Origin of the sequence: Nocardioides sp. Bht2, assembly GCF_047308515.1 — a bacterium.
In the GTDB taxonomy this organism is placed as follows: domain Bacteria; phylum Actinomycetota; class Actinomycetes; order Propionibacteriales; family Nocardioidaceae; genus Nocardioides.
This window is the reverse complement of the sequence record NZ_JBLBWI010000003.1, coordinates 15873-36299: the sequence shown is the minus strand read 5'-3', so window position 1 is coordinate 36299 and position 20427 is coordinate 15873. Positions and strand designations below refer to the sequence as shown.

Sequence of the window (20427 nt, the reverse complement as noted above, 5' to 3'; positions counted from 1 at the left end):
GCGGCGCCGCACTCGACCGGCGTCGACCGCGCTCGCGCGACCGGATCCGAGGGGCTGGAATCCGGTCTGCCGATGCGGCCACGCCTGTTCCGTGCGGTGACCCGCGTGCGGCTCGGCTTGCCGTGGCGCGCACCACGGGTGTCGCCGAGGGCCTTGCAGTAGACGACGCCGGTACAAGGAGAGCGTTCACATGATCAATGAGCCCCGTTTCATTGAAGTACCAAACCTGCCGCTGATCCCGTCGCATGCTCCCGCAGGATGGGCAGACCTGATCCAAGACGCCATTGAATTGCTGGACCGCGAGTTTCCCTCGGGGTGGCGGCTAGAACAGATCAAGCAGAAGTTCGGTGGCCTCCGCATTTATTACGAGCCCGGCGCGACAAACCAGGAGCACCGCGAAGGCGTGCGTGAGGCGATCAGCGCGATTGAAGCCCGCTCCTACCAGCAATGCGACATCTGCGGTGCCCCCGCGCGAGTCATCACCGACGGCTACGACCGCCGCGTACGCTGCGGCGACCATGAACATGCGACGGACATCGACATCGACATCGTCGAAAGCGCAGTGACTCAACTGAAGCCAGGGATGAGGGGTGTCTGGTTAGTCGAGACCCAGGGCTCTAGCCACATCTGGGACCTGGACAACATGACCTACACGCGGCGTCCGGGCCCCAGTAGCCACGCCGGTGGCATGAGGTTCGACGGGAACGCTATGCCAATCACTCGGGTTGAGGCATGGCCCAAGGTCGGTGAGTCGTTCTTCGTCTGGTTCGACGACCCCGACGAGCCTCAACTTGTCGAGCACTACCGGATCTCGTCTACGGTCTCCGGAATCATGCGCCATCACGGGTCCGAGTCCGATGGATGAGCCTGCCGCCTTGGCGCGCGCAACGCTGGCCGCTGAGCGCTACTGGCGTCGTATCGAGGAAGAGTTCGGGATGCTTACCGCAACCCAGGCGGGCTCGTTGCTCGGCGCAACTTCAGCGGCAGCAGGCCTGAGTCTGATTGCTGGCAAGCGGCGCGGAAGGCACGTGCTTGGCATCGAGCGCCGTCAAGGCGTCCTGTACCCCGGATTCCAATTTGACCATGCTTGCGGCGCAGTCCTGCCTGTCATCGCCGACCTGCGGTGCATCGGCGAGGAACACGGCTACAACGAGGCGAGCCTCATCCAATGGTTGTGTGCCCCCACCACGTATCTCGATGACGGCCGTGGGGTTCGGCGACCCGTGGACTTGCTCGCGACCGACCCAGACCGCGTGTCAGCGGTCGCGGCGAACGACTGGGGTGTCCAGTGGTGATTGCGCCAACGCGTGTTTCCGTGCGTCGGCGTTACCGGCCCGCCTAACTCTTTCGTCGGATTGGTCAGGCGGGCCCCGACGCTAGGAGAGACGCGTCGTCTTGATCCAGCGAGCGGCCTCGTCGATTCGCTCGCGCACGTCGTCAATGCGTCTCGAAACCTTGGCGATTGCGCGCTGGCGATCGAGATCAGGCCGCCCGGCTTCGTCAACGGGGACCTCGATGCTCAACTGCTGGACCCTGCGTACGTACAACTTCGCCTCGTACATGTAACCGCCCTGGGTGATAGAACGTGCCAACGCCACCGTGAGGTACTCGAGATCAATATCGTGCTTGGGAAGATCCCGCCCAGGGGCTGCGAACGGACCAGGGAGAGGGACTGAAGGCCACGGTTGAACGATTACAACGTCGTCGGTCATTACTGCCCCAGCCTCGCGTAGGTGGACAAGACCTACTGCCGACGCGCCAGTTGCCATCACGGTGGCTGAAGGGTACCTCTCAGGCAGGGCTCCCTTACTAGCAAATAGCCATTCTGGATCGACGTAACCCTTCACAGCGTTGGCTTTCGTGAAGACAGAGTACACAGGAACCGTGCCAGGGAAGTCCCGGAGATCAGTGTTTCTGACCCTTGTTCCCGAACGGACTTGGAAGCGATCGGAGTCAGCGAGACTAAAACGCTCCATTGGGCCCGCTTCGAGAGCGTCCAGTTCCGCGCGTGCGGTCCCCATCTCTTCTAGTAGGTCAGAAAAAGTGTTGGTTACCTGTTCGAGAAACTCGCGCCGGTCAATTGCTTCTGCACGCTGCCCCAGTGCCACTTGTTCAGATTCAGACCAATGCCGTAAGACGTCCCATCGATCGTCAGCGGAAAATAGTTCGGCGGGGACAAGTTTTGCAATCGATGAATCTGCATAAGGGCGAGCATTACTAACGGGATTCTGTAGATCATTCTCCACGTATTGAACAAAGAGTTCAGCAATGTCCATCAAGTCATTTTGGTCAGGTGTCGCGACACGCTCATAGTCAAGGGTTTCGCCAATGCTCCTAGCGATTCCGCAGAAGACGGGAGGTCGGGATTGGCTGGGTGTCCGACGTTTCTCAAGCGCGAGGATGTAAGTCGGCTGGGCAGTGTTAAAGAACGCGTTTCGCGGAAGTGCGATGCTCGCCAGGATGTTGCACTCTGCGATAATGTTCGCCTTCATGCGTGCGGCGGTTCGGTTGAGCAAGCCGAGAGGAACGATAATGAAGGCACGCCCGCCAGGCTTAAGTGCGCCTGTGACATAACGAAGGAATAGTGCTTCAACGCCGAGGCCGCCAGTGTCGTAATACTCCGAAAGTAAGACGCCGTTGCGAGGTCCCTCGACTTGCTCCAATTCCCGCCTATAGATCGATGATCCTTGAGTTACATAGGGAGGGTTTGTCAGGATTACATCGATCGAATTTCGTGGCGGCTGGAGGAGTGCGCCCAGTGTCTCATTCTGATTCATGAGCAAGAATGTGTTGACCAATGCCTGGTTGAGCGCTGACGGAGTCGTTTCAGGATCCCGGACCGACTCCGCCAGGTGAAGTAGCATGTTAGCCTTCGCCAGGATATTAGTGTGTTCGTCGACATCGACGCCAACGAGACGCACTTTCTGTTCGGCGAGACCGTCTCGGAAGTTTACATTTCCCGGTAGAGCATCGGAGAACAAGAGCGTCTCCAAAAGGAACCCGCCGACGCCTGCTGCGGGATCGAGTACGATACTCCCTTCTTCGAGGCCATTCAATCGCGCCATTCGAATCATCGGGCGTACTAAATTTCGTGGGGTAAAGAACTGCCCCAAGCGTTGTTGCCTGGCACTTTTTCGAAGAAAAGTCTCATAGAGACGAAGCTTAAATTCCGGCTCAATTGCGGTGAGTGTTCCGAAGTTCTTAAACTCCTGGAGGATTTCACAGAAGATCCGATTATATGTTGCTCCGCTTGTGGATCTAGGCGACTTGAGGAAGGCGAACCCGTTGATTACCGATGTAGTTGATGGTATGTCGTCGAGGCCGAATGCCGCGCTAATGACCTGGTCATTGACCTTGGTGTTCTCTGTGAAAATGCCCTTGATGCGAGGCCGGATAAGATCAACGTAGTACTCGATTTGGGTCTGCCCCTTCGAGGCAAGGAACTCGTTCGGATCGGCGAGTAAGACATCGAATCGATAATCTTGGGGAAGTAAATTGGTACTGAGGTTGTCCGAGAGAAATTTCAACATGAAGATCTCTACGAAAGTAAGCAAACACTCCTTGGGCTCGGCTTTGGTGGCGTGCCAGATGAGTTGCCATACTGACTCGGCTAGAGGCTTCGGATCACGCATAACGACACCGCCGTGCAGCAGGTCCGCCAGCACCGCTGGACTCAAGTCGCGTGGTTCGGCAAAGGGGACGATCTCCCCGTTGTTCGCGGACGCTGAGGCGTCGAGGAAGGTGCAGTGTGTGCCATCTGTCACGATGGCAACATTCACCCCCAACGCTAGAGCGTGCCAGACAGCTTGTTCTTGCGCCTTCAGGACTTGTCGCGGCGTTCGCAGCGCACTCGGATCCTTGAACTCTGCGACAGCCACCGGAACCAGACGTCCAGCGGTTCGCTGGCAGTAGACACGGTCGGGTTTGGCGCTGGTCGGCGTCCGTGGTGGCCGATACGACTGGCACGGGAAGGTAACGCTGGCTGAGGGCGTGCAACTCAGGCCCGACTGTACGAGCGCCTTGATGGAGGTGTCGCTTAGGTTGAGGATCTCGTAGGCCCCCCACGGGTCCCCTCGAAGTGCTCCGTCGACCAGGTAAGGAGACTGGTGCAACTGCTCTCGACTCAAAGTGCTCCGTTCGTATGTGCCCTGCACGCGAGCGGTCCGTCGCGTCGTTCTCCCCATCTATCTTGTACGACGGGGATCCGACACTTGCGCATTGGGGTTGCGGGTCGCGAAGGTGTGGTTCGGAAACTGAAGGAGTCATCTGGGCCTCTTGGGAAGGGCTCGGTGTGTGGTCCTGGCACCAGCTAGGTGTGCGGCGAGCGTGGGAACTCTCCCCACCCACCGCAACGGCGCACCAAGCTGGCAGAATTGCTCACGGCCCCGCCCCTTGCTCGATCCTTGAAGCCGATGGCCGCGCGAAGGGTGAACGCGGCTATTTCTTGTGCTGGCGGTCGAGCTCCGCCCCGAAGAAAGACGCGGCCCGCTTCAAGATTTCGTTGGCTCGCTTCAGTTCGCGGTTCTCTTGCTCGAGGGCCTTCAACCGTTCGGCGTCGCTTGTGCTGGTGCCCGGGGCGTGGCCCTCGTCGATGTCGGCCTGGCGTACCCACGAGCGGACCGACTCGGTGCCGTAGCCCAGTTGGGAGGCGACGCGTTGGACCGTGCCGTGCTCGGTGCCGAGTTCGGCTCGCAGGGTCCTGACCATCCGTGCCGCGGCGGCCTTCTCATCAGGGCTGTACCGACGCGTGGTCGGCTTCGCCGGGGTGGCGTCCTTCGGCGCAAGTACATCCTCGTTTCCAAACGATGGAGACTCCAACCAACCCAGTGCGGTTCAGATGAGTTCTGGTTCTTTGATAGGGGCCTGCGCCGTCCAAGCCTCGTCGGCGCAGGCCCAGGGACCAAGGGATCGTCTCCGTGCGACTTCGAATAGCCTTCGCCCCCTTTGCACGGTTAAGGACAAGCACCGGGCGATCGGTCATTGTCTAGCCCGGCGATCTCGAAGGCCGCGAAGGCACCCCTGCTCGTGCGCGGGTAGGGGGTGTACTTCCTCGCGACCTAGCGTCTCGTCGCGCACCGCCTTCACTCACCAGTGGAGCGCACGTGTGTCGAGGACGACCAGTCTGCCGGTGTCGAAGGGACCTCAGCGAAGAACCGCGACGCCGGGGCTACGGGGTGCTTGCTAGCCCGTTCTGTAGCATTCCCCGCATCCGGCCCGCGGAATCTGGGCGGTTGAGTGACTACTCACTAAGGGCGAAGGGCGACGCGAGTGAGAACGTAGCCCAACGCGACAATGAACTAGTAACCCTCAAGTTCCAAACCGGCAGGTGGCGCTTGGGCTTTGCTGTTTGTGTTCGTAGCGGGGGCGCGCACTGCCTATGGATCCAACGGGCGAGCACCCGATAACGTTGGCGATGCCTTACCCCTACCCGAAAGGCGTACAACGATGGCGCAGCGTGTAGTAACTCAGATGGTCAGCGATATCTCCGGTGTAGACATTGAGGAAGGAAGCGGTCAGACCATCGAGTTTGCCTACCGTGGGGTCACGTACCGGATCGACCTGACAAACCAGGAAGCCAACGAGTTCGACCAGGCGATTGCCCAGTTCGTGGAAAACGCGACCAGAGCGGGTGGCCGCCGCAAGGCCGCTGTCTTCGCAGCCAAGTCTGGTTACGTCGCTAAAGATGTCCGCGCCTGGGCTTTGGCCAACGGTTTGGATGTGCCCCAGCGTGGTCGGATTCCATCCGAAATCCTGGAGCGATACCAGCGCGAGCACTGAGAGAAGCGTTTCGCGCTTTGACCTTGCAGGTGTGCGGCGGCCGACCGGGCGCTTCTCAGGATACCGTTCACTCACAGTCGAGGTGCACCGTTCTCCCCGCACTGAGTTCGGCTGGCAGGAGTACCTGAAAGCAACAGGTGCACGCCGTGACCTTCGCTGGCTCACAGTCGCAAGAGGCGCAAGTCGGACAGCGCGCGGCCTTGCACGACCTACAGGTCGCAATCAACTCTGTGACGTCGAACGGATCGCAAGTTTCGTTGGAGCACTCTCGGGTGGCGCGCGACCACTGAGGGGTTCCATAGCGGTGCTCGCGGGTGCCGACTACGTAGACGTACGTGTCATCCAGTGGATGGAGGTCTAGGCGCACGTCATGTCGCGCGGCGCCGGAACCGTAGGAGATCCCGTGGGAGGTCACAGCATGCGTGGCACTGCCTGAGGAGCGTGCCGCGATCGCCGCGATATCGGGTTGATGGCTACCACGCGAGGGTGGGTAGATCTCGTCGCCAACGAGTTGGCTGAAAACGACTTCGCCGTCATAAGTGGCGAGCAGCAGGAACCCATGCTCGCGTGGGATGCCTTCGCGTGTCGTGAGGCGCCGAGCGGTCTTGGCCGCCCGAACCAGTACCGCTTGTCGGCTGGCCTGTGTGCTGAGGTAGAGGTCTGCGAGTTGGGTTGCGGTCGGCAAGCCGGTGATGACGCTGCCGAGTGTGGGATCCGGGATGAGAACACTGGAAGCGAACTCGTCTGCGATGGCCTCGTTCAACGGTCCATAGGTTGCTTTGGGCATGCACGACCAGATGTCCACCCAATCGGGGTCATGCTGCTGCAAATGGTGGGCGTACTCGTGCAGGAGCGTGAACTCGTCGCGCCCGACGGTCGAGGTCGCCCTCACAGTGATTGTTGGTGTCGGCGTTGAGCTGTAGTGGCCAAATACCGAGCAGCCTTCCCCGCTCATGGCTTGATCCACTTTGACCCGCACCGCGGGATTCTCACCCATGACTGCGAACGGGTTTGCCGATAGCGCATCAATATCAATTGATTCGGCTGACTGCGCAAACGCACGAAGGTGTGCGACGACTGCCTCGATGTTGTCAGCCTGCCGCCAGTCAGCGTGCGACTCAGGGCTCGGAAGGGTCATCGTTGAGAAGTCTCCTCAGCGCGGCGTCCATCAGATCTGCCGCTCCTCCGACGGAGCGGGTCGCCAGCGCGAACTGGCTCCGCGCTAGGCCACGGGCTCCCGATTCGTCGGTATTTCGCGCTTCCATGATCTGTCGAAGAAGCGGCTTGACGCGTGGGTTCAGCAAGGCGGCGATTCCGTCGTCGGCGGCAACCGTCAGGAATTCCGCCGGTTCGAGACCCCAGGAGTTAGCGAGAGCAATGACGTCGGCCGCGGTCGGGGCCCGATTGCCCGAGCGGAGCGCCGCTGCGTCAGGAACCGATAGGCCGAGGATTGCAACGAGATCGCTCGCCCTCAGGTGGCGTGCCTCCATGACGTCGGCATTGAGCACGACATCTCCGGTAGTTTCGGTAGGCCATTCGTGAAAGCAGAGGGACTGCATCCACTCAAGCAGGCCGTCGACGAAGTCCTGGTGCTCAAAGTAGTCGCCGGTCGCTATGTCGAGAGGCGGTTCGCCTCTGCCCTGGCCATAGAGTCGACAGAGTTCGACGGTTCTGGCCGAGATCAGGTTGCCTAACCGGCGATCGAGAAGGTGCAGGCCCAGGCCGGTTTCGGCGAACGTCCACACGGTGAGGGGAACACCCAGCGGGGTGTCCTGCCGAACAAGCGAGGGGCCACACGACGGGTCGCTAAGAGTCGTGACAGGAAACGCGAGTATGTGGTCGTGAACGACCTTGGTGATCACCACCATAGCTAACGCCTCGGCGTTCCAAGAGAGAAGCCACAGGTCACCTACCGCTGGGGCGCCAACGGTGCCATTGAGCCACGTCTGTGTGGCTTCTGGGGCGAGTCCGGGCGGGGCCTCGGTCAGGCTCAGCGTGGTCATTTCGTGTGCTCCGGGGGAGTGGCGAGTTGGTCAGTGTACTGCTGTCGGCGTGGTCAGGAAGACCCGTCGAACCATTCGAGGAGATTCATACAGGCCTCCACCGACAGTTCGCCTGCGTACTCGCAGGCTGGGGTGTTGAAGCGATCCGCGTTGAGAGTGTGCTGGAAACGCGTCGACCACCACCCATCCTTGTCGAGTTTGACGCCGGGCTCCTTGGGATGGAACAGGTCTCCGGGCCGGTGATCGGTCGTGCTACGCCCCACCGTGACCCAACCTGCCGGAGGCCCTTGGATCGGCCTGATGCACCCGATCCGCCTCTTTCTCCTGAGGTGTGCATCGCCACCAATAACGAGAAACGGCTCTACAAGGTAGACCGATCCGGGGTTCGGCGGGCCCGCCTCTATCGGTTCTGCCCTGGTCTGCGTGCGCCTTCGACGGGACGACACTCGTCACCATCCGCTTCCGGACACGCGATGCGGCGGAAGAGAGGCCGTGCAGGGACGGCGCGCTGCCGAACGCTGGCCAATCTCAGGTTTTCCTTTCCTTTCCACCACACCCGACCGCAGGGTCGTACGCGGTGAAGTCCGCCGGATCGATAGCGCCTCACAATGCAATGGTTGCCCTCCAGAATCATGCTTCGGTTTCGTGCGTAGCCACCGCACCCCGTTGGTCGGCTGTCTGGCCCCTATCTTGACGGACCATTCCGATTTTGGCGGCGCTTCGGTATATCTATGCCGCGCTATCGGGTATCGGGCGCAGCAGGCATCAGCGGCAGGGCGAGTGGATCACAGAACCCCGTTGAGGGTCGACCCTGGCCTGGGCTGCCCGAAAGGGCACATGAGTGGCGCCGCTGCCGAGCACTCGGGGCGTCGGGGGCGAGCCTGTGCCTGTCTCTGAGAGGTCTCTCACGCACCCAAGATGGGTCTTAGCAGCCCTTTCGTCGGCTCAGTGATTAGCTTCCTATCTTGACCGGGCGAAGCCCCCCTAAAGCCCGCGGCCGCGGTGCTCGACCCCGCGGAGGTGGACCACTCAGACCTGCCGACCTCGCGTGCCCGAAGCGCAGTCGATCCGACAACATTGTTGCTTGTCGCACCTCCGCCGGGGGTAGGAGCACGCTTACCGCATCGTGCGACGGCAGCAGACAACAGTGGTGTGGCAGTCCGACCCAGGCACGACCCGGTGATCGAAGGTGAGGATCTGTCGCGATCGGCTCGTAGAGATGGCAGAAGCCCTGGGACGGCCCGACTCGACGAGCGTGAGCCTCCGCGTGTGGTTCGTTTCCACGGGTTAGCCAGCCTGCCCGGTGCCCTACATGGGAGGCATCCAGGCCAACAGCCCAGAGACGATCCCCTCATGCGGGACGTACAGGTGTTTCGCGGCGTCTGTTTGCCCTCGGCAGGTCAAGGACTCATGTAGACGACTGGAAAACTTGTCACGCGCGTGACAAGTACGCGCTCCGACTGCTGGACATCTGAGTTGCTTTCTGCAATCCCGGGGCGGTCCAACGCTTCCTTGTCTAGCGTGTTCGGTTCTGGACAAGACCCGACACCTGGACAAGACATGCGTAGAACCACCATCCTCACAGCCCTCCTCGGCCTGCTCGCAACCGCGCTCACCGCGTTCGGCGTCGGGGCCATGACGGCACCAGCCAGCGCCTACGACCGTGACTGTGGCGACTTCGCCAACCAGCGCGACGCCCAGATCTTCTTCCTCAACGCCGGCGGACCGCACTCCGACCCGCACCGCCTCGACGCCGACGGTGACGGCGTGGCCTGCGACTCCAACCCGTGCCCCTGCTACTACGGCACCACCAAGCCCGGCGACCCGCCCAAGGGTGACGGCAAGAAGCCCAAGAAGAAGACCGTCGTGCAGTACGGACGCATCATTAGGGTCACCGACGGCGACACCGTGAAGGTGAGGTTGAACGGTGGCGGCACGAAGAACGTCCGACTGATCGGCATCGATACCCCCGAGGTCTACGGCGGCACCGAATGCTGGGGACCGCAGGCGTCACATTGGCTCAAGAAGCGACTCCCCAAGGGCACCAGGGTCAAGCTCACCTCCGACCCCACGCAAGAGCTCAAGGACCGCTACGGCCGCCTGCTGCGCTACGTCACCAAGCGCTCCAGCGGCAAGGACCTGAACTACGCCCAGGTCCGGGCAGGCAACGCCAGGGTGTATGTCTACGGCGGGAAGCCGTTCAAGCGAACCAAGGCATACAAGAAAGCCCAGTCGTCGGCGAAGAGCCGCGACGCGGGTCTGTGGGGTGCCTGCTGACTCGGGGCGCCATGAGCACACTGGAACGCTCCGGAGCCAGGGTGCTCCTAACGGACGGTGTCCTGGTCACAGCGGCGGGAATTGACGGCATGCGGGAACCAACTCCCGGGTCACGGAAGCCAGGGTGAACTGGGTGCACGTCTTGGAAAACGGCTCCGAACTGCAAGTATCGCCGTTATGCTTTTCAAAGGACAGTCAAATCTTTCAATGGTCGAAACGAAGGGTTGCAAGAATTGAAGCGTAGTTACATAGGACTTGCTGCTGCGATGATGAGCGCTTTTGGGCTCTCGTTCGGGATTGGTGCTGCCTCCGCAGCACCCGATAATCTTGTGCCAACCGGGAATCCAATCAGTGGCTGCGGCCAAGGATTCTCGGTGGGCGGTGCCTGCCAGACCGACAATAAGAACGTCTATTGGCACATGGCGGACGGCGGGGCGAAGGCCCTAGAGACGAATGACCGTGTTGCGCTTAAGGCCATGCTTGACGATCAGTTCCAAGGCCCTATGAATCTCACCTACGACTCGACTCCCGCCTTTACTGGTAGCGCTGAAACTGACTGGATATTCCAGGAGGATTCACCAGGGCCAGGTCTCGCTGGATATGTTTGGTGCAATGACAAAATTGGCACTTGGCGATGTGACCAGCACTACATCATGATCGATACTGGGGCGTACCTAAATCCGAAGATCACGTGTCATGAGACTGGGCACGCCGTGGGTCTTACTCACGGCGACTGGGCGACCCCGTCGACTGCAAATAATGCATCCTCACTTGGCTGCCTCCGCGGACCCTATTCGGCGATCACTTCTAATGCTTTGGGGGCTAACAACAAAGCCCAGATTGCTGCTGTCTACAACTGATTTTTGCTTAAGGAGCATGCATGAAGAAGATCATTAGCCTTGCATCTGGGTTTTCTCTAGTTCTGGCTGCGGTGGCTGGCGGTGCATACCTTGGAGGTAATTCGTCTTCGAAGCCGACGGCGAGTGATAGTCGCCTTGAGTCAGTTGTCTTGGGCTCCAGTCTGTCGTTATTGCCCAGCGAGTCTGCTGAGGACTGGGCTGCTTATGCGGATCTTGTCGCTGTAGTTTCGGTGACTAGCGAGCGTGCGGAGGCGATTCCTGAAGACGAATTGGAGCGCGGTGAGGGCAACATCAAGCGCTACGTTGGGCTTAGGATTGACGAATTGATCTGGTCGCGAAATGAATCGGCGGGGATTGAATCTCTGACGATGCAGACTCCCGGGTGGGTTTGGAAGGACCATGACCCGACCAGGCGTCAGAAGTTCGCCCTTGGGGAGAGGTCTCGGTTTGAGGTCGGGAATCAGTACCTGGTAGCCCTCGCAAAATTTCCTGGGATCACCGAAGCTCAAGCGGCCATTTGTGGCGACAGTGCCCGCCCGGCTCTTTGGGGGCCGGTCGGCGACGAAGCAATGCTGCCAATTGAGAACGGCATCTTGGGGCAAGGTGAGATGGAGGGAGTTGAGGTCTCTCAGAAGGAACTCCAGGCTTTCCTGGCGGCCCATGGTGACGGTGGCGGTACCTCCTTCAGGTCGCTTATCGTTGGACGGGATGTTGGCGACCTTGCCCCGCTTCTTGAGGTAGCGGCCAAGAATGCAGGGCAGAAAGAGATCCCAACATTTGATTGCGCGGCGAAATGAATCGCGCCTCTAGTGCCAGATGAAGCTTCTGTGAGTTCTCTGTCTCAATAGAGTGACTTCGTTTGGTTGCCTTTTCTTCGGAAGTATCGATTGGCGGGACGGTCGAGATTTGACCCTCCCGTCAATCGTTATTTGTTTCGCGAGACACCTGGTCCGGTGCCGCGTTCTGGGCGAGGAAACTCATGCTCGGAGTCGTGTCGCTGTTTGGGGAATCCTGATTTAGACCGGGCGTGCGCCAGGGAGACAAAATCTGCCACGGGCGAGACCGGGCCTACGCCACGGCAAAGTCACCACTTCCCAGGAGGAACTCATCCGTTGCGGTCACGTCTGGTAGGTGCGTGCGACGAGGAGGGGGTCGACCAACGCAATCCGCAGCGGAGCCTGACGCCTTAGCCTAAGTTCTGCATCAGGGTCAGGGAGTGGGCAGTCGCCCCACAGCGCAAGGAGCACTACGTGGCACTGGAGATGGGCCTGTGGAGGGCCGATGGTGACAAGCTGAGCCGGATCACGCCGAGCGCGGTCGGTCTGGAGTCGCAGTTGGAGGCCTACATCGAGTCCGACCCGACCCTCCTTGGGCAGCCATTACTGATCGTCGGTCGCCAGGTGCCCACGGCACACGGTGGGTTCGTGGACCTTCTTGCGATCGACGGCGAAGGGGTAGTTCACGTCCTTGAACTGAAGCGCGACAAGACACCGCGAGACGTCGTCGCCCAGGCGCTCGACTACGGCTCGTGGGTCTCGACGCTGAGCCGCTCGGACATCGTCGGCATTTTTGAGAAGTACAAGCCGGGACTTGCCTTCGAGGAGGCATTCGCCGAATCGTTTGGAGAGGCGCCTCCCGAAGACCTGAACGAGGCTCAAGTGCTAACGATCGTCGCAGCAAGCGTCGACCCCGCGACTGAGCGCATCGTCCGGTTCCTCAATGAGACCTTCGAGGTCCCCGTCAACGTCGTCTTCTTCCGGCACTTCGAAGACCAAAACACCTCCTACCTCGCCCGCACCTGGCTGGTCGACAACGAGACCCAGGTCGAGAGCAAGGCAGCCTCGCGCACCAAGAAGTCGAAGGAACCTTGGAACGGCCACGACTGGTACGTGTCCTTCGGTGAGTTCCCCGACGGCCGCCAATGGTCCGACGCGATGAAGTACGGCTTCGTCTCTGCGGGTGGAGACAAGTGGTTCTCGCGGACTCTGAAGAACCTTCCGGTGGGCGCACGGGTTTTCGCCTGCATTCCGAAGGTTGGCTACGTCGGCGTCGGCACCGTTCTCGCCGAAGCACGACGCTTCGATGACACGACGGTCGAGGTAGACGGTGCCGAGCAGCGGATAACGGACCTCCCGCTAGCAGGCAATTACGCCCGCCCGGGGGATGAGTCGGACGACGTTGCCGAGTGGGCCGTTGCCATCGAGTGGGACCATGTCGTGCCGCGGGAGCAGGGCTTCTGGAAGACGGGCATGTTTGCCAACCAGAACAGCGCCGCACGCATGCGAAACGCCTTCACCATCGAGCAGGTCACCGCAGCGTTCGGCATCGAAGACTGACATGGCCCTCGTCATGTGCCCGTTGTGCACCGATGAGGAAGACGTCGACTTGGTGAAACGGCTACCGGATGGCCGAAAGCGCGTGGTCTGCCGCCGCTGCGACTACACGTGGGAGCATGGAGAGCCGGAGACGGCAGTCCCACCGGCGGTGACCTCGTCGGCGTTGCTTCGCCAGCGCTTCCCGAAGCCAGAAGACGTCGAGCGCGAAGCGCGGGTGCGTGCAGAGAGGCTGAAAGATCAGTTCCTCTCCGACGTGCGCACTCAGCCGGACCCGAAGGTCGCACTGTACTGGGCCAAGTACCAGGAGATCTTCGGTGCTGCGGGACTGGCGCATGCCGATCCGGTGGACCTGAAGGCGTTCGCCAACGACCCCACCGGCGTCTACTCGGGGATCATGACCGAGTTCAACAAGGCGTGGAACGCGAACCCCGAGCGGGGCGCCGATCGCGTCCAGCAAGTGGTCGAATACCTCCTCCGTGGCCCCGACCCGTCGCTAGAGAACCGGCTCACCGACCTGATCCGCGGCAAGTTCTCCTTCTCGATGCCAGGCTTCAAGGAAGCGTTGCTCACGAAGGTCCTCGCGGTGGTCTATCCGGAGCGCTTCCTCACGATCGTCACCTACGATCAAAAAGCGATCATGGCCAAGTCCGTCTACGGTCTCGCTCTACCGAGGCCAGACAGCGTCAACTGGACGATTGGCCGCCTCATCGTGTGGAGCAACGACCTGCTCAACGAGTTGACCGGCGACGGTTTCGTGGACCGGCCGCACACAGGAGAGTTCCTCTGGTGGGCGAAAGATCAGCCGTGGGATCTCTGAACGAAGACCGCGGGATGCCGGTGTGCCGAGGCACGGCCGAGTCGCTCCTTGGCCAACAACGCGGCCCCGCGAGGGTGGCATGTTCCCGCGGTACCGTCGCGGGATGCACCGATGCAGCAGCGCTGAAAGGTTATGACGTGCCATGACCATCGGTTGGACGACTGTTCCCATCCCTCAGCGAGCGAAGAAGTCTTCCACTGCACGGCAGCGGAAGACCCGTCCACCACGAACACCCAAGGTCTACGCCTGCGTGTGCCCGAACTGTGGCGAAACGTTCGAAGCAACGAGAAGCAAGACCTACTGCACGAACCGTTGCAGGCTGGAAGCCGAAGTTGTGCGGTACACCCGCAAGAAGTTGACCGAGCACCCGGACGGTTGGCCAGAAGACATTGACGCTGTGGTCCGCACCAAGATGGCACATGCGGTAACGGGTACCTACAACAAGAACGCCCGGAGGCTGAGCCCCAAACGCCGTGCAGAGGTGATCGCCAGGGACGGTGGACGTTGTGTCCGGTGTAACGGCGAAGGAACCGAAATCGACCATATCGCCGGGGACTCAACCGACCTTGAGAACCTGCAACTGCTGTGCAACGCCTGCCACCGACACAAGACCAACAGTTGCATCACGGAGGCCACTGACCCCGAGAGCCGTGCTACAAGTAAGCGACTGTGGCTTCGGGTCTACGCCCGGGAACCGTTGCGCGTCTGCGACGCCAGCGACTGGGCCCAGAACCGCGTCACGTGGTTAGCCCAACATCGCGCTCAGGTGTTTTGATTCGTCGCACCACACCGCGAGGACAGGTGGTTCGCGCAGAAGGCGCGGCTACGGCGCTCGCGGCCCACTACGTCATGTACTCCAACCCGCCCTGCGGCTTCCTGCCCAGGCCACTCCGTGACAGGTGGCCTCCTACTTCATGGCAGCGCTATCTCTGTGCTCAACCTCGACTGTTGCACCTGCTCCTACCTGACGTAGACCTTCTCGGCGGCGTGGGTGTCAGCGAAGAATTCAAAGTCCTCACTGACACCCACGTTGGAGAGATCCTCCGTCAGTCAGCCCAGCCTGGAAACTCCGCCTCGCAGGACATGAACACCGGGCCATCGCCCTCGTCGCCGACGCCGTAGGAATTCATGCATTCGCGCACGTTGTTCGCGAGACGCGCTGCGTACAACGTGTGGACTTCGCACTCAAGGTAGATGTCCTGAGCGTGCTCGTTACTGATGACAGCCGAGGAAAGGCCACAGTCCGTGCAGACAACAGCGTCATCGCCGGAGTAGGTCATCCCGACGATCATGTAGTGGTCGCAGGGAGCTTCGATACGACGCTTCGCTTCGGAGTACGGGATGCCCGCTTCCTCCATCAGGAGGCGGATGAACTTCTTGTTGCTTGCGTTTTTAGTCATTACGCGTCTTCCCAAGGTCGACCCCGCGTCTCAACCCTGATTGGTTCGTGAAGGGTGAGTCCGATATCAAGTGCGATCTCGCGACCTTGTCCTCGACACCGTGGGCCACGCGGGGACCTGTCGGCTCGGAGACGGGCAAGCACGGTTGCCTCTGAGTGTGAGTCTAGCCGATGCTCTGGACTGCGTGAAGCGGTTCCGGCAGTTAGGTCATGCCGCAACGTCGCGCGCGGCCCCGCACGTTTGAAGGGAACCTGAGGCCTTGCGCTCGGAGTCGGATTCTCGCGTTCTTGCCGGTCGGGCCGTCGCGCCGGGTTCCGACTAGACCCGCATCGGGGCACTCGATTGCTTTGGTTGCCAGCACACTGACGGCGGCTGCCGGTCGTGCGAGGTGGTGATCCGGGGTCCGTCAGAGAGCGGCGGACGCCCTTCCGCAGTTCCGTTGGCTCGGCCGTGACCCTGCTCGACCACATGATGCATGCCCTTCGCCCCTGTCCGGGGCTCACCACCGACCTGTTCGTGCCCGGCACAGCTTGCCGGAATACCTTTCCGGTTGCCGCTTGAGCATGGGCATGGGATTTTGCCGTCCTGGCGATGGGATTGGCCCCAGTTGGGATCGCGAGTGCCCGCAGGTCAACCCGGTTTCGCGATCTACCCCGCCGACTCGATCTTTCGCAGCCCTTCGTCGATGCGCTCCTGCCCGAGGGGCACCGGCTCCATGTGGTGCTGCAGGGAATCGCGCACGGCTTCACCGCGGTCAACATCCGTAAGCACACGATGCGGGCCGCGCGAATCGACGACCTCGTCGAGCTGGGCACCCTGACTCCGGCTGCCGCGCGCTTCTTGGAGGCCGCCGTCCGCGCGGGGTTGAACATCCTGGTGAGCGGCGGAACCCAATGTGGCAAGACGACTCTGCTCAACACCTTGGCCGGCGCGATCGCCGGTGGGGAGCGGGTGATCTCAGCCGAGGAGGTCTTCGAACTCCGCTTCGCGCATCCGGACTGGGTCGCGCTGCAGACGCGGCAAGCCGGGTTGGAGGGGACCGGCGAGGTGCGACTGCGCGACCTGGTCAAGGAGTCGCTGCGGATGCGGCCGAGCAGGATCATCGTCGGCGAGGTCCGGGCGGCCGAATGCCTGGACCTGTTGCTGGCGTTGAACGCCGGCGTCCCCGGCATGTGCACGCTGCATGCGAACTCCGCTCGCGAAGCACTGGTGAAGATGTGCACGTTGCCATTGCTGGCGGGCGAGAACATCTCGGCGGGCTTCGTGGTGCCGACGGTCGCGGCCAGTGTCGACCTGGTGGTTCAGGTCGGGCTCACTCCTTCGGGGAGACGAGAGGTCGTGGAGATCCTCGGTGTACCCGGGCGGGTCGAGGGCAGCGTGATCGAGACCGAATCCATCTTTCTGCGCGACGGCGCTGGGCTGCGTCCGACCGGGGGCCAACCACCCCGCCGCGAGAACTTCACCCGGCTCGGCTTCGACCTGACCACGTTGACGGCGACGAACTGATGGGCGCCGCGCTGGGGCTCGCCGCCGGGATCGGCCTCTGGCTGATCTGGATCGCTCTGGTGACGCCGCGCGACGTGGCGGAGAAGGCGGCCCGAACCCGGCGTCCTTCGCCGGTGGGTCTGCTCCTGGAACGGGCCGGTGCCACGGGTGTCTCGGCACGGTCGGTGGTCCTGCTCTGTCTCGCCTGCGCACTCGCGGCCGGTCTGGTGCTCCAGATCGTCGCCCGGACGGTGCCGATCTCGCTCGCCTTCGCTGCGATCGCCGGTTGGCTCCCCGTCGCCGTGCTCCGGGGGCGGGCCCGTCGTCGGCAACGGGAGTTCGCGCTGGTCTGGCCCGAGGCCGTCGACCACCTGTCGTCCGGGGTTCGGGCCGGGTTGTCGTTGCCCGAAGCCCTTGCCGGCTTGGCGATCCGTGGTCCGGAGCCGCTGCGCCCGGCCTTCGAGAGCTTCGGGCGCGACTACCAGTCGACGGGGCGGTTCGGTCCCTGCCTGGATCGGCTCAAGGAGACGCTGGCCGACCCGGTCGGCGACCGGGTGGTGGAGGCGTTGCGGATCGCCCGTGAGGTCGGTGGTACCGAGTTGGGGCGGCTGCTGCGGAGCCTGTCGGGGCATCTGCGTGACGACGAACGGGTCCGTTCCGAGCTGGAAGCGCGCCAGGCCTGGACGGTCAACGGTGCTCGGATCGCGGTCGCGGCACCCTGGCTGGTACTCCTGGTGATGAGCTTCTCCAGCGACGCTGCGACAGCGTTCGCCTCCGGAGCCGGGGTGCTGGTGCTGCTCTTCGGAGCAGGCTGCTGCGTGCTCGCCTACCAGATCATGGTCCGGATCGGGCGGCTCCCTACCGAGCAGAGGATCCTGCGGTGAGCGGCTGGGGCGCCGTGGTCGGTGGCGCGGGCGGCCTCGGCATCTGGTTGCTCTGCTGGGGTCTGTGGAACCTGCGCCGGGTCGACGTCCGTGATCGGGTGCTGCCCTACGTGCGTGACGTGGCCACGCGCCACCCGTCGGCGCCGTTGCGCCAGACCAATGTCGTGGTTGGTGTCTTCGGGCCGTTGCTGACCGGCGCAGCCGGGTGGATCGACCGAATCCTGGGTGGCTCGGCCTCCGTTCGAAGTCGGCTCCGTGATGCCGGAACTGCGAAGACCGTGCAGGAGTTCAGGATCGAGCAGGTGCAATGGGGACTGGTGCCGCTGGCGGTGGTCGCGGTCTACGCGGTGTTGCGGGCGATCAGCGATCCGTCGCGGACGCTCGGCCTGGCGTTGCTCTGTGCGGCGGCATTCGTGGCGGGTGTGGTGGCGCGAGACAGTTGGCTGACCAGCCAGGTAAGGCGGCGCGAGCGTCAGATCATGGTCGAGTTCCCGGTCATCGCCGAACTCTTGGCGCTGGCAGTGGTGGCGGGGGAGTCACCGACCTCAGCGCTGGACCGGGTGGTGCGCCGGACTCGTGGTGCGTTGGCCACGGAGCTGAGTTCGGTGCTGGCCCAGATCCGGACCGGGACCCCGGTCGCGCTGGCTTTCGATGCGTTGGCAGCCCGTACCGGGCTGGCGGCGGTGAGCCGGTTCGCGGAGGGAGTTGCGGTCGCCGTCGAACGCGGCACCCCGTTGGCGGAGGTGCTGCACGCGCAGGCCGGTGACGTGCGTGAAGGCGCACGTCGGCAGTTGATCGAGGTGGGCGCCCGGAAGGAGGTGGCGATGATGGTGCCGGTGGTCTTCTTCGTACTGCCGGTCACGATCCTCTTCGCCTTCTGGCCAGGTGCCGTCGGGTTGTCGATGGTCACGCCGTGACCGCACAGGTGAAGGGAATCTCGGGATGGGTACAGGTGGACGGGGGACGTCGCGGACCAAGGACAGCTGGGGCAGTGAGCGTGGGGACGTTCCGGGCTGGGTCCTCCTGGCCGTGATGACAGCCGGCATCGTGGCCGGGTTGTGGGAGTTCGCCGGTGGCGAACTGCAGGCGATGTTGCGCGATGCGCTCGGCTCGGTCCGAGGCTGAGGGCGGCGCCGCCGTCGTCGACTTCGTGCTGATCTGTGTGATCTTGATGCCGCTGGTGCTCGGGATCATTCAGGTCGCCGTGGTGCTGCATGTTCGCAACACGCTGACCTCGGCCGCGACCGAAGGGGCTCGCTACGCGGGGCGTTCCGACGTCGGCCTGGAGGCGGGGGAGCGGTACGCGCGGGAACGGGCCGAGGCGGTGGTCGCGGATCGCTTTCTCCACGGCGTCGAAGCGCGCTCGCTGCGCCTCGATGGCGCCGAGGTGATCGAGGTCCGGATCACTGCTGAGGTCCCCGCGTTAGGGCTGTTCGGTCCCAGCGTGCGTCTCGAGGTCGAGGGCCACGGACTCAAGGAGCCACGGTGATCCGGGCGATGCCGCTTCGCGATGAGGACGGCAGCGCGATGGTGGAGTTCGTCTGGTTGGCGATCCTGCTCCTGGTGCCGTTGGTCTACCTGTTGCTCTCCACCTTCGAGGTGCAGCGCGGGGCGTTCGGTGTCAGCGCCGCCTCCCGGGCCGCGGGACGCGCCTTCACCCTCGCCGACTCCCCGGAGGAGGGGCGCCGCCGCGCGCGAACTGCCGCTGCGATCGCCCTGCGGGACCAGGGGATCAGTGACTTCGAGCTGGAGATCAGCTGTCGGCCACAGCCGTGCCTCTCGCCCGGGTCGGTGGCCAGCGTGGTGGTGCGTGCCCAGGTCCAGTTGCCGTTGCTGCCCGACGCACTGGGCGGCGGCTCGCCGAGCTTCGCGGTGACCTCGACGCACCGGGTGCCGAGTGGCAGGTACATCGAGGCGTCTCGTGAGTGAGCGACGGACACCGAGTCCGGAGACCGGCACCGTGATGGTGCTGATCATCGGCTTCGCGGTGGTGCTGGTCCTCCTAGTGGGGGTGGTCGTCGACGCCTCGGCCGGCTACCTGCAACGCCAAGCCCTCGACAATCTCGCCGACGGTGCGGCTCTCAGCGGTGCCAACGAGGTCCGGAACGCGGCGATCTTCACCGGAGGTCTGGACGGTGTTGGCAACGGTGACCGGGTGCCGCTGGCGACCGGGCTGGCCACCGACGCCGTCCACGCCTATCTCCGCGAGACCGGCGCCTTCACCGACCACCCCGGTCTCAGGGTCGCGGTCCGGGTCCGCGCCGACGCCGTCGAGGTCTCCCTGCGCGCACCCCTGGACCTGCCGATCACCGTCTCGGGGTTGACCGACGGTGAGGTCGGTGCGACGGCCGCTGCTGCGTTGCGAGTAGCCGGATAGCGGTACCGACCAGCGACACCGATGGCTCGCGCCTGCGGCCGACATGCGACACTCGAGGTCCATGCCCCTGGGCATGGCTCTCAGACCGAGGTGGAGGAGGTGGTAGCGGTGAGTACCGGTGGTGATAGTCCCCAACGCGTTTCGCCGCTGCCCTGATCCGCACTTCGTGGTTCTGCTGGCCCCGGCGTGACGAGTGCGCGTGTGTCGACC

Annotated in this window: 20 protein-coding genes and 1 pseudogene; 16 read left to right on the top strand and 5 right to left on the bottom strand. The window is 62.8% G+C overall.

What is annotated here, in order from left to right:
• Window positions 1-190 precede the first annotated feature (190 nt).
• Complete coding sequence (locus ACLM5J_RS06810; protein WP_413655346.1) at window positions 191-865, top strand: hypothetical protein; 675 nt, start codon at window positions 191-193, stop codon at window positions 863-865.
• The gene (locus tag ACLM5J_RS06805; RefSeq protein WP_413655344.1) at window positions 858-1295 is read left to right on the top strand and encodes a hypothetical protein; all 438 of its coding nucleotides are present in this window, start codon (window positions 858-860) and stop codon (window positions 1293-1295) included. The genes ACLM5J_RS06810 and ACLM5J_RS06805 overlap by 8 nt, the downstream gene beginning before the upstream one ends.
• An 81-nt stretch (window positions 1296-1376) precedes the next feature.
• Here the strand turns inward: ACLM5J_RS06805 and ACLM5J_RS06800 are convergent, their stop codons facing one another.
• Both ACLM5J_RS06800 and ACLM5J_RS06795 read right to left on the bottom strand, forming a co-directional pair.
• Window positions 1377-3878, bottom strand: coding sequence for a class I SAM-dependent DNA methyltransferase (locus ACLM5J_RS06800; protein WP_413655342.1), 2502 nt, complete (start codon window positions 3876-3878; stop codon window positions 1377-1379).
• Between the two features lie 551 nt (window positions 3879-4429).
• Window positions 4430-4818, bottom strand: a pseudogene (locus ACLM5J_RS06795) (transposase); the annotation flags it as partial.
• 627 nt (window positions 4819-5445) lie between these two features.
• On the opposite strand from ACLM5J_RS06795, the gene ACLM5J_RS06790 reads away from it, so the two are divergent.
• Window positions 5446-5778 carry a histone-like nucleoid-structuring protein Lsr2 gene (locus ACLM5J_RS06790; protein WP_413655340.1) on the top strand — a complete coding sequence of 111 codons (333 nt, stop codon included), beginning with the start codon at window positions 5446-5448 and terminating at the stop codon, window positions 5776-5778.
• Window positions 5779-5845: 67 nt separating this feature from the next.
• On the opposite strand, the gene ACLM5J_RS06785 is transcribed toward ACLM5J_RS06790, so the two are convergent.
• Complete coding sequence (locus tag ACLM5J_RS06785) at window positions 5846-6916, bottom strand: ImmA/IrrE family metallo-endopeptidase (RefSeq protein WP_413655338.1); 1071 nt, start codon at window positions 6914-6916, stop codon at window positions 5846-5848.
• A complete protein-coding gene (locus tag ACLM5J_RS06780) occupies window positions 6897-7646 on the bottom strand; it encodes a hypothetical protein (protein ID WP_413655336.1) in 750 nt (249 codons plus the stop codon). The genes ACLM5J_RS06785 and ACLM5J_RS06780 overlap by 20 nt, the downstream gene beginning before the upstream one ends.
• Window positions 7647-9341: 1695 nt before the next feature.
• On the opposite strand from ACLM5J_RS06780, the gene ACLM5J_RS06775 reads away from it, so the two are divergent.
• The 6 genes from ACLM5J_RS06775 (at window position 9342) to ACLM5J_RS06750 (ending at window position 14846) form a co-directional block, all read left to right on the top strand.
• The gene (locus ACLM5J_RS06775; protein WP_413655335.1) at window positions 9342-10058 is read left to right on the top strand and encodes a thermonuclease family protein; all 717 of its coding nucleotides are present in this window, start codon (window positions 9342-9344) and stop codon (window positions 10056-10058) included.
• Window positions 10059-10291: 233 nt separating this feature from the next.
• A complete protein-coding gene (locus ACLM5J_RS06770) occupies window positions 10292-10918 on the top strand; it encodes a hypothetical protein (RefSeq protein WP_413655334.1) in 627 nt (208 codons plus the stop codon).
• Window positions 10919-10938: 20 nt separating this feature from the next.
• Window positions 10939-11715 (top strand): hypothetical protein, encoded by a 777-nt coding sequence (locus tag ACLM5J_RS06765; RefSeq protein ID WP_413655332.1) that lies wholly within the window; start codon window positions 10939-10941, stop codon window positions 11713-11715.
• A 453-nt stretch (window positions 11716-12168) separates the two neighbouring features.
• On the top strand, window positions 12169-13254 hold the full coding sequence (locus ACLM5J_RS06760) for a hypothetical protein (protein WP_413655330.1): 1086 nt from the start codon (window positions 12169-12171) through the stop codon (window positions 13252-13254).
• Window position 13255: 1 nt separating this feature from the next.
• The gene (locus ACLM5J_RS06755; RefSeq protein WP_413655328.1) at window positions 13256-14071 is read left to right on the top strand and encodes a hypothetical protein; all 816 of its coding nucleotides are present in this window, start codon (window positions 13256-13258) and stop codon (window positions 14069-14071) included.
• 142 nt (window positions 14072-14213) lie between these two features.
• Window positions 14214-14846: an HNH endonuclease gene (locus tag ACLM5J_RS06750; RefSeq protein WP_413655326.1), complete on the top strand. Its 633-nt coding sequence runs from the start codon at window positions 14214-14216 to the stop codon at window positions 14844-14846.
• A 271-nt stretch (window positions 14847-15117) separates the two neighbouring features.
• On the opposite strand, the gene ACLM5J_RS06745 is transcribed toward ACLM5J_RS06750, so the two are convergent.
• Window positions 15118-15471, bottom strand: a complete 354-nt coding sequence (locus ACLM5J_RS06745) for a hypothetical protein (RefSeq protein WP_413655325.1) — start codon at window positions 15469-15471, stop codon at window positions 15118-15120.
• Window positions 15472-16062: 591 nt separating this feature from the next.
• Here ACLM5J_RS06745 and ACLM5J_RS06740 point away from each other — a divergent pair.
• The 7 genes from ACLM5J_RS06740 to ACLM5J_RS06710 are packed head-to-tail and all read left to right on the top strand — an operon-like array spanning window position 16063 to window position 20217.
• Entirely contained in the window at window positions 16063-16977 is a 915-nt protein-coding gene (locus ACLM5J_RS06740) for a CpaF family protein (RefSeq protein WP_413655324.1), read from the top strand.
• On the top strand, window positions 16977-17840 hold the full coding sequence (locus tag ACLM5J_RS06735) for a type II secretion system F family protein (RefSeq protein WP_413655322.1): 864 nt from the start codon (window positions 16977-16979) through the stop codon (window positions 17838-17840). Before ACLM5J_RS06740 ends, ACLM5J_RS06735 begins: the two co-directional genes overlap by 1 nt.
• Window positions 17837-18757: a type II secretion system F family protein gene (locus ACLM5J_RS06730; RefSeq protein ID WP_413655320.1), complete on the top strand. Its 921-nt coding sequence runs from the start codon at window positions 17837-17839 to the stop codon at window positions 18755-18757. Before ACLM5J_RS06735 ends, ACLM5J_RS06730 begins: the two co-directional genes overlap by 4 nt.
• Window positions 18758-18782: 25 nt before the next feature.
• Window positions 18783-18965, top strand: coding sequence for a hypothetical protein (locus ACLM5J_RS06725; protein ID WP_413655319.1), 183 nt, complete (start codon window positions 18783-18785; stop codon window positions 18963-18965).
• The gene (locus ACLM5J_RS06720; RefSeq protein WP_413655318.1) at window positions 18940-19329 is read left to right on the top strand and encodes a TadE family protein; all 390 of its coding nucleotides are present in this window, start codon (window positions 18940-18942) and stop codon (window positions 19327-19329) included. Before ACLM5J_RS06725 ends, ACLM5J_RS06720 begins: the two co-directional genes overlap by 26 nt.
• On the top strand, window positions 19326-19769 hold the full coding sequence (locus ACLM5J_RS06715) for a hypothetical protein (RefSeq protein ID WP_413655317.1): 444 nt from the start codon (window positions 19326-19328) through the stop codon (window positions 19767-19769). Before ACLM5J_RS06720 ends, ACLM5J_RS06715 begins: the two co-directional genes overlap by 4 nt.
• Entirely contained in the window at window positions 19762-20217 is a 456-nt protein-coding gene (locus tag ACLM5J_RS06710; RefSeq protein ID WP_413655316.1) for a pilus assembly protein TadG-related protein, read from the top strand. The genes ACLM5J_RS06715 and ACLM5J_RS06710 overlap by 8 nt, the downstream gene beginning before the upstream one ends.
• The last annotated feature ends 210 nt before the right edge of the window (window positions 20218-20427 follow it).

What these genes read in the sequence shown, in the direction of transcription:
- ACLM5J_RS06810 (WP_413655346.1), top strand. Translation starts at nt 191, where the DNA reads ATGATCAATGAGCCCCGTTTCATTGAAGTACCAAACCTGCCGCTGATC.
- ACLM5J_RS06805 (WP_413655344.1), top strand. Translation starts at nt 858, where the DNA reads ATGGATGAGCCTGCCGCCTTGGCGCGCGCAACGCTGGCCGCTGAGCGC.
- ACLM5J_RS06790 (WP_413655340.1), top strand. Translation starts at nt 5,446, where the DNA reads ATGGCGCAGCGTGTAGTAACTCAGATGGTCAGCGATATCTCCGGTGTA.
- ACLM5J_RS06785 (WP_413655338.1), bottom strand. Translation starts at nt 6,916, where the DNA reads ATGACCCTTCCGAGCCCTGAGTCGCACGCTGACTGGCGGCAGGCTGAC.
- ACLM5J_RS06780 (WP_413655336.1), bottom strand. Translation starts at nt 7,646, where the DNA reads ATGGTGGTGATCACCAAGGTCGTTCACGACCACATACTCGCGTTTCCT.
- ACLM5J_RS06775 (WP_413655335.1), top strand. Translation starts at nt 9,342, where the DNA reads ATGCGTAGAACCACCATCCTCACAGCCCTCCTCGGCCTGCTCGCAACC.
- ACLM5J_RS06765 (WP_413655332.1), top strand. Translation starts at nt 10,939, where the DNA reads ATGAAGAAGATCATTAGCCTTGCATCTGGGTTTTCTCTAGTTCTGGCT.
- ACLM5J_RS06755 (WP_413655328.1), top strand. Translation starts at nt 13,256, where the DNA reads ATGGCCCTCGTCATGTGCCCGTTGTGCACCGATGAGGAAGACGTCGAC.
- ACLM5J_RS06750 (WP_413655326.1), top strand. Translation starts at nt 14,214, where the DNA reads ATGACCATCGGTTGGACGACTGTTCCCATCCCTCAGCGAGCGAAGAAG.
- ACLM5J_RS06745 (WP_413655325.1), bottom strand. Translation starts at nt 15,471, where the DNA reads ATGACTAAAAACGCAAGCAACAAGAAGTTCATCCGCCTCCTGATGGAG.
- ACLM5J_RS06740 (WP_413655324.1), top strand. Translation starts at nt 16,063, where the DNA reads ATGGGATTGGCCCCAGTTGGGATCGCGAGTGCCCGCAGGTCAACCCGG.
- ACLM5J_RS06735 (WP_413655322.1), top strand. Translation starts at nt 16,977, where the DNA reads ATGGGCGCCGCGCTGGGGCTCGCCGCCGGGATCGGCCTCTGGCTGATC.
- ACLM5J_RS06725 (WP_413655319.1), top strand. Translation starts at nt 18,783, where the DNA reads ATGGGTACAGGTGGACGGGGGACGTCGCGGACCAAGGACAGCTGGGGC.
- ACLM5J_RS06720 (WP_413655318.1), top strand. Translation starts at nt 18,940, where the DNA reads ATGCGCTCGGCTCGGTCCGAGGCTGAGGGCGGCGCCGCCGTCGTCGAC.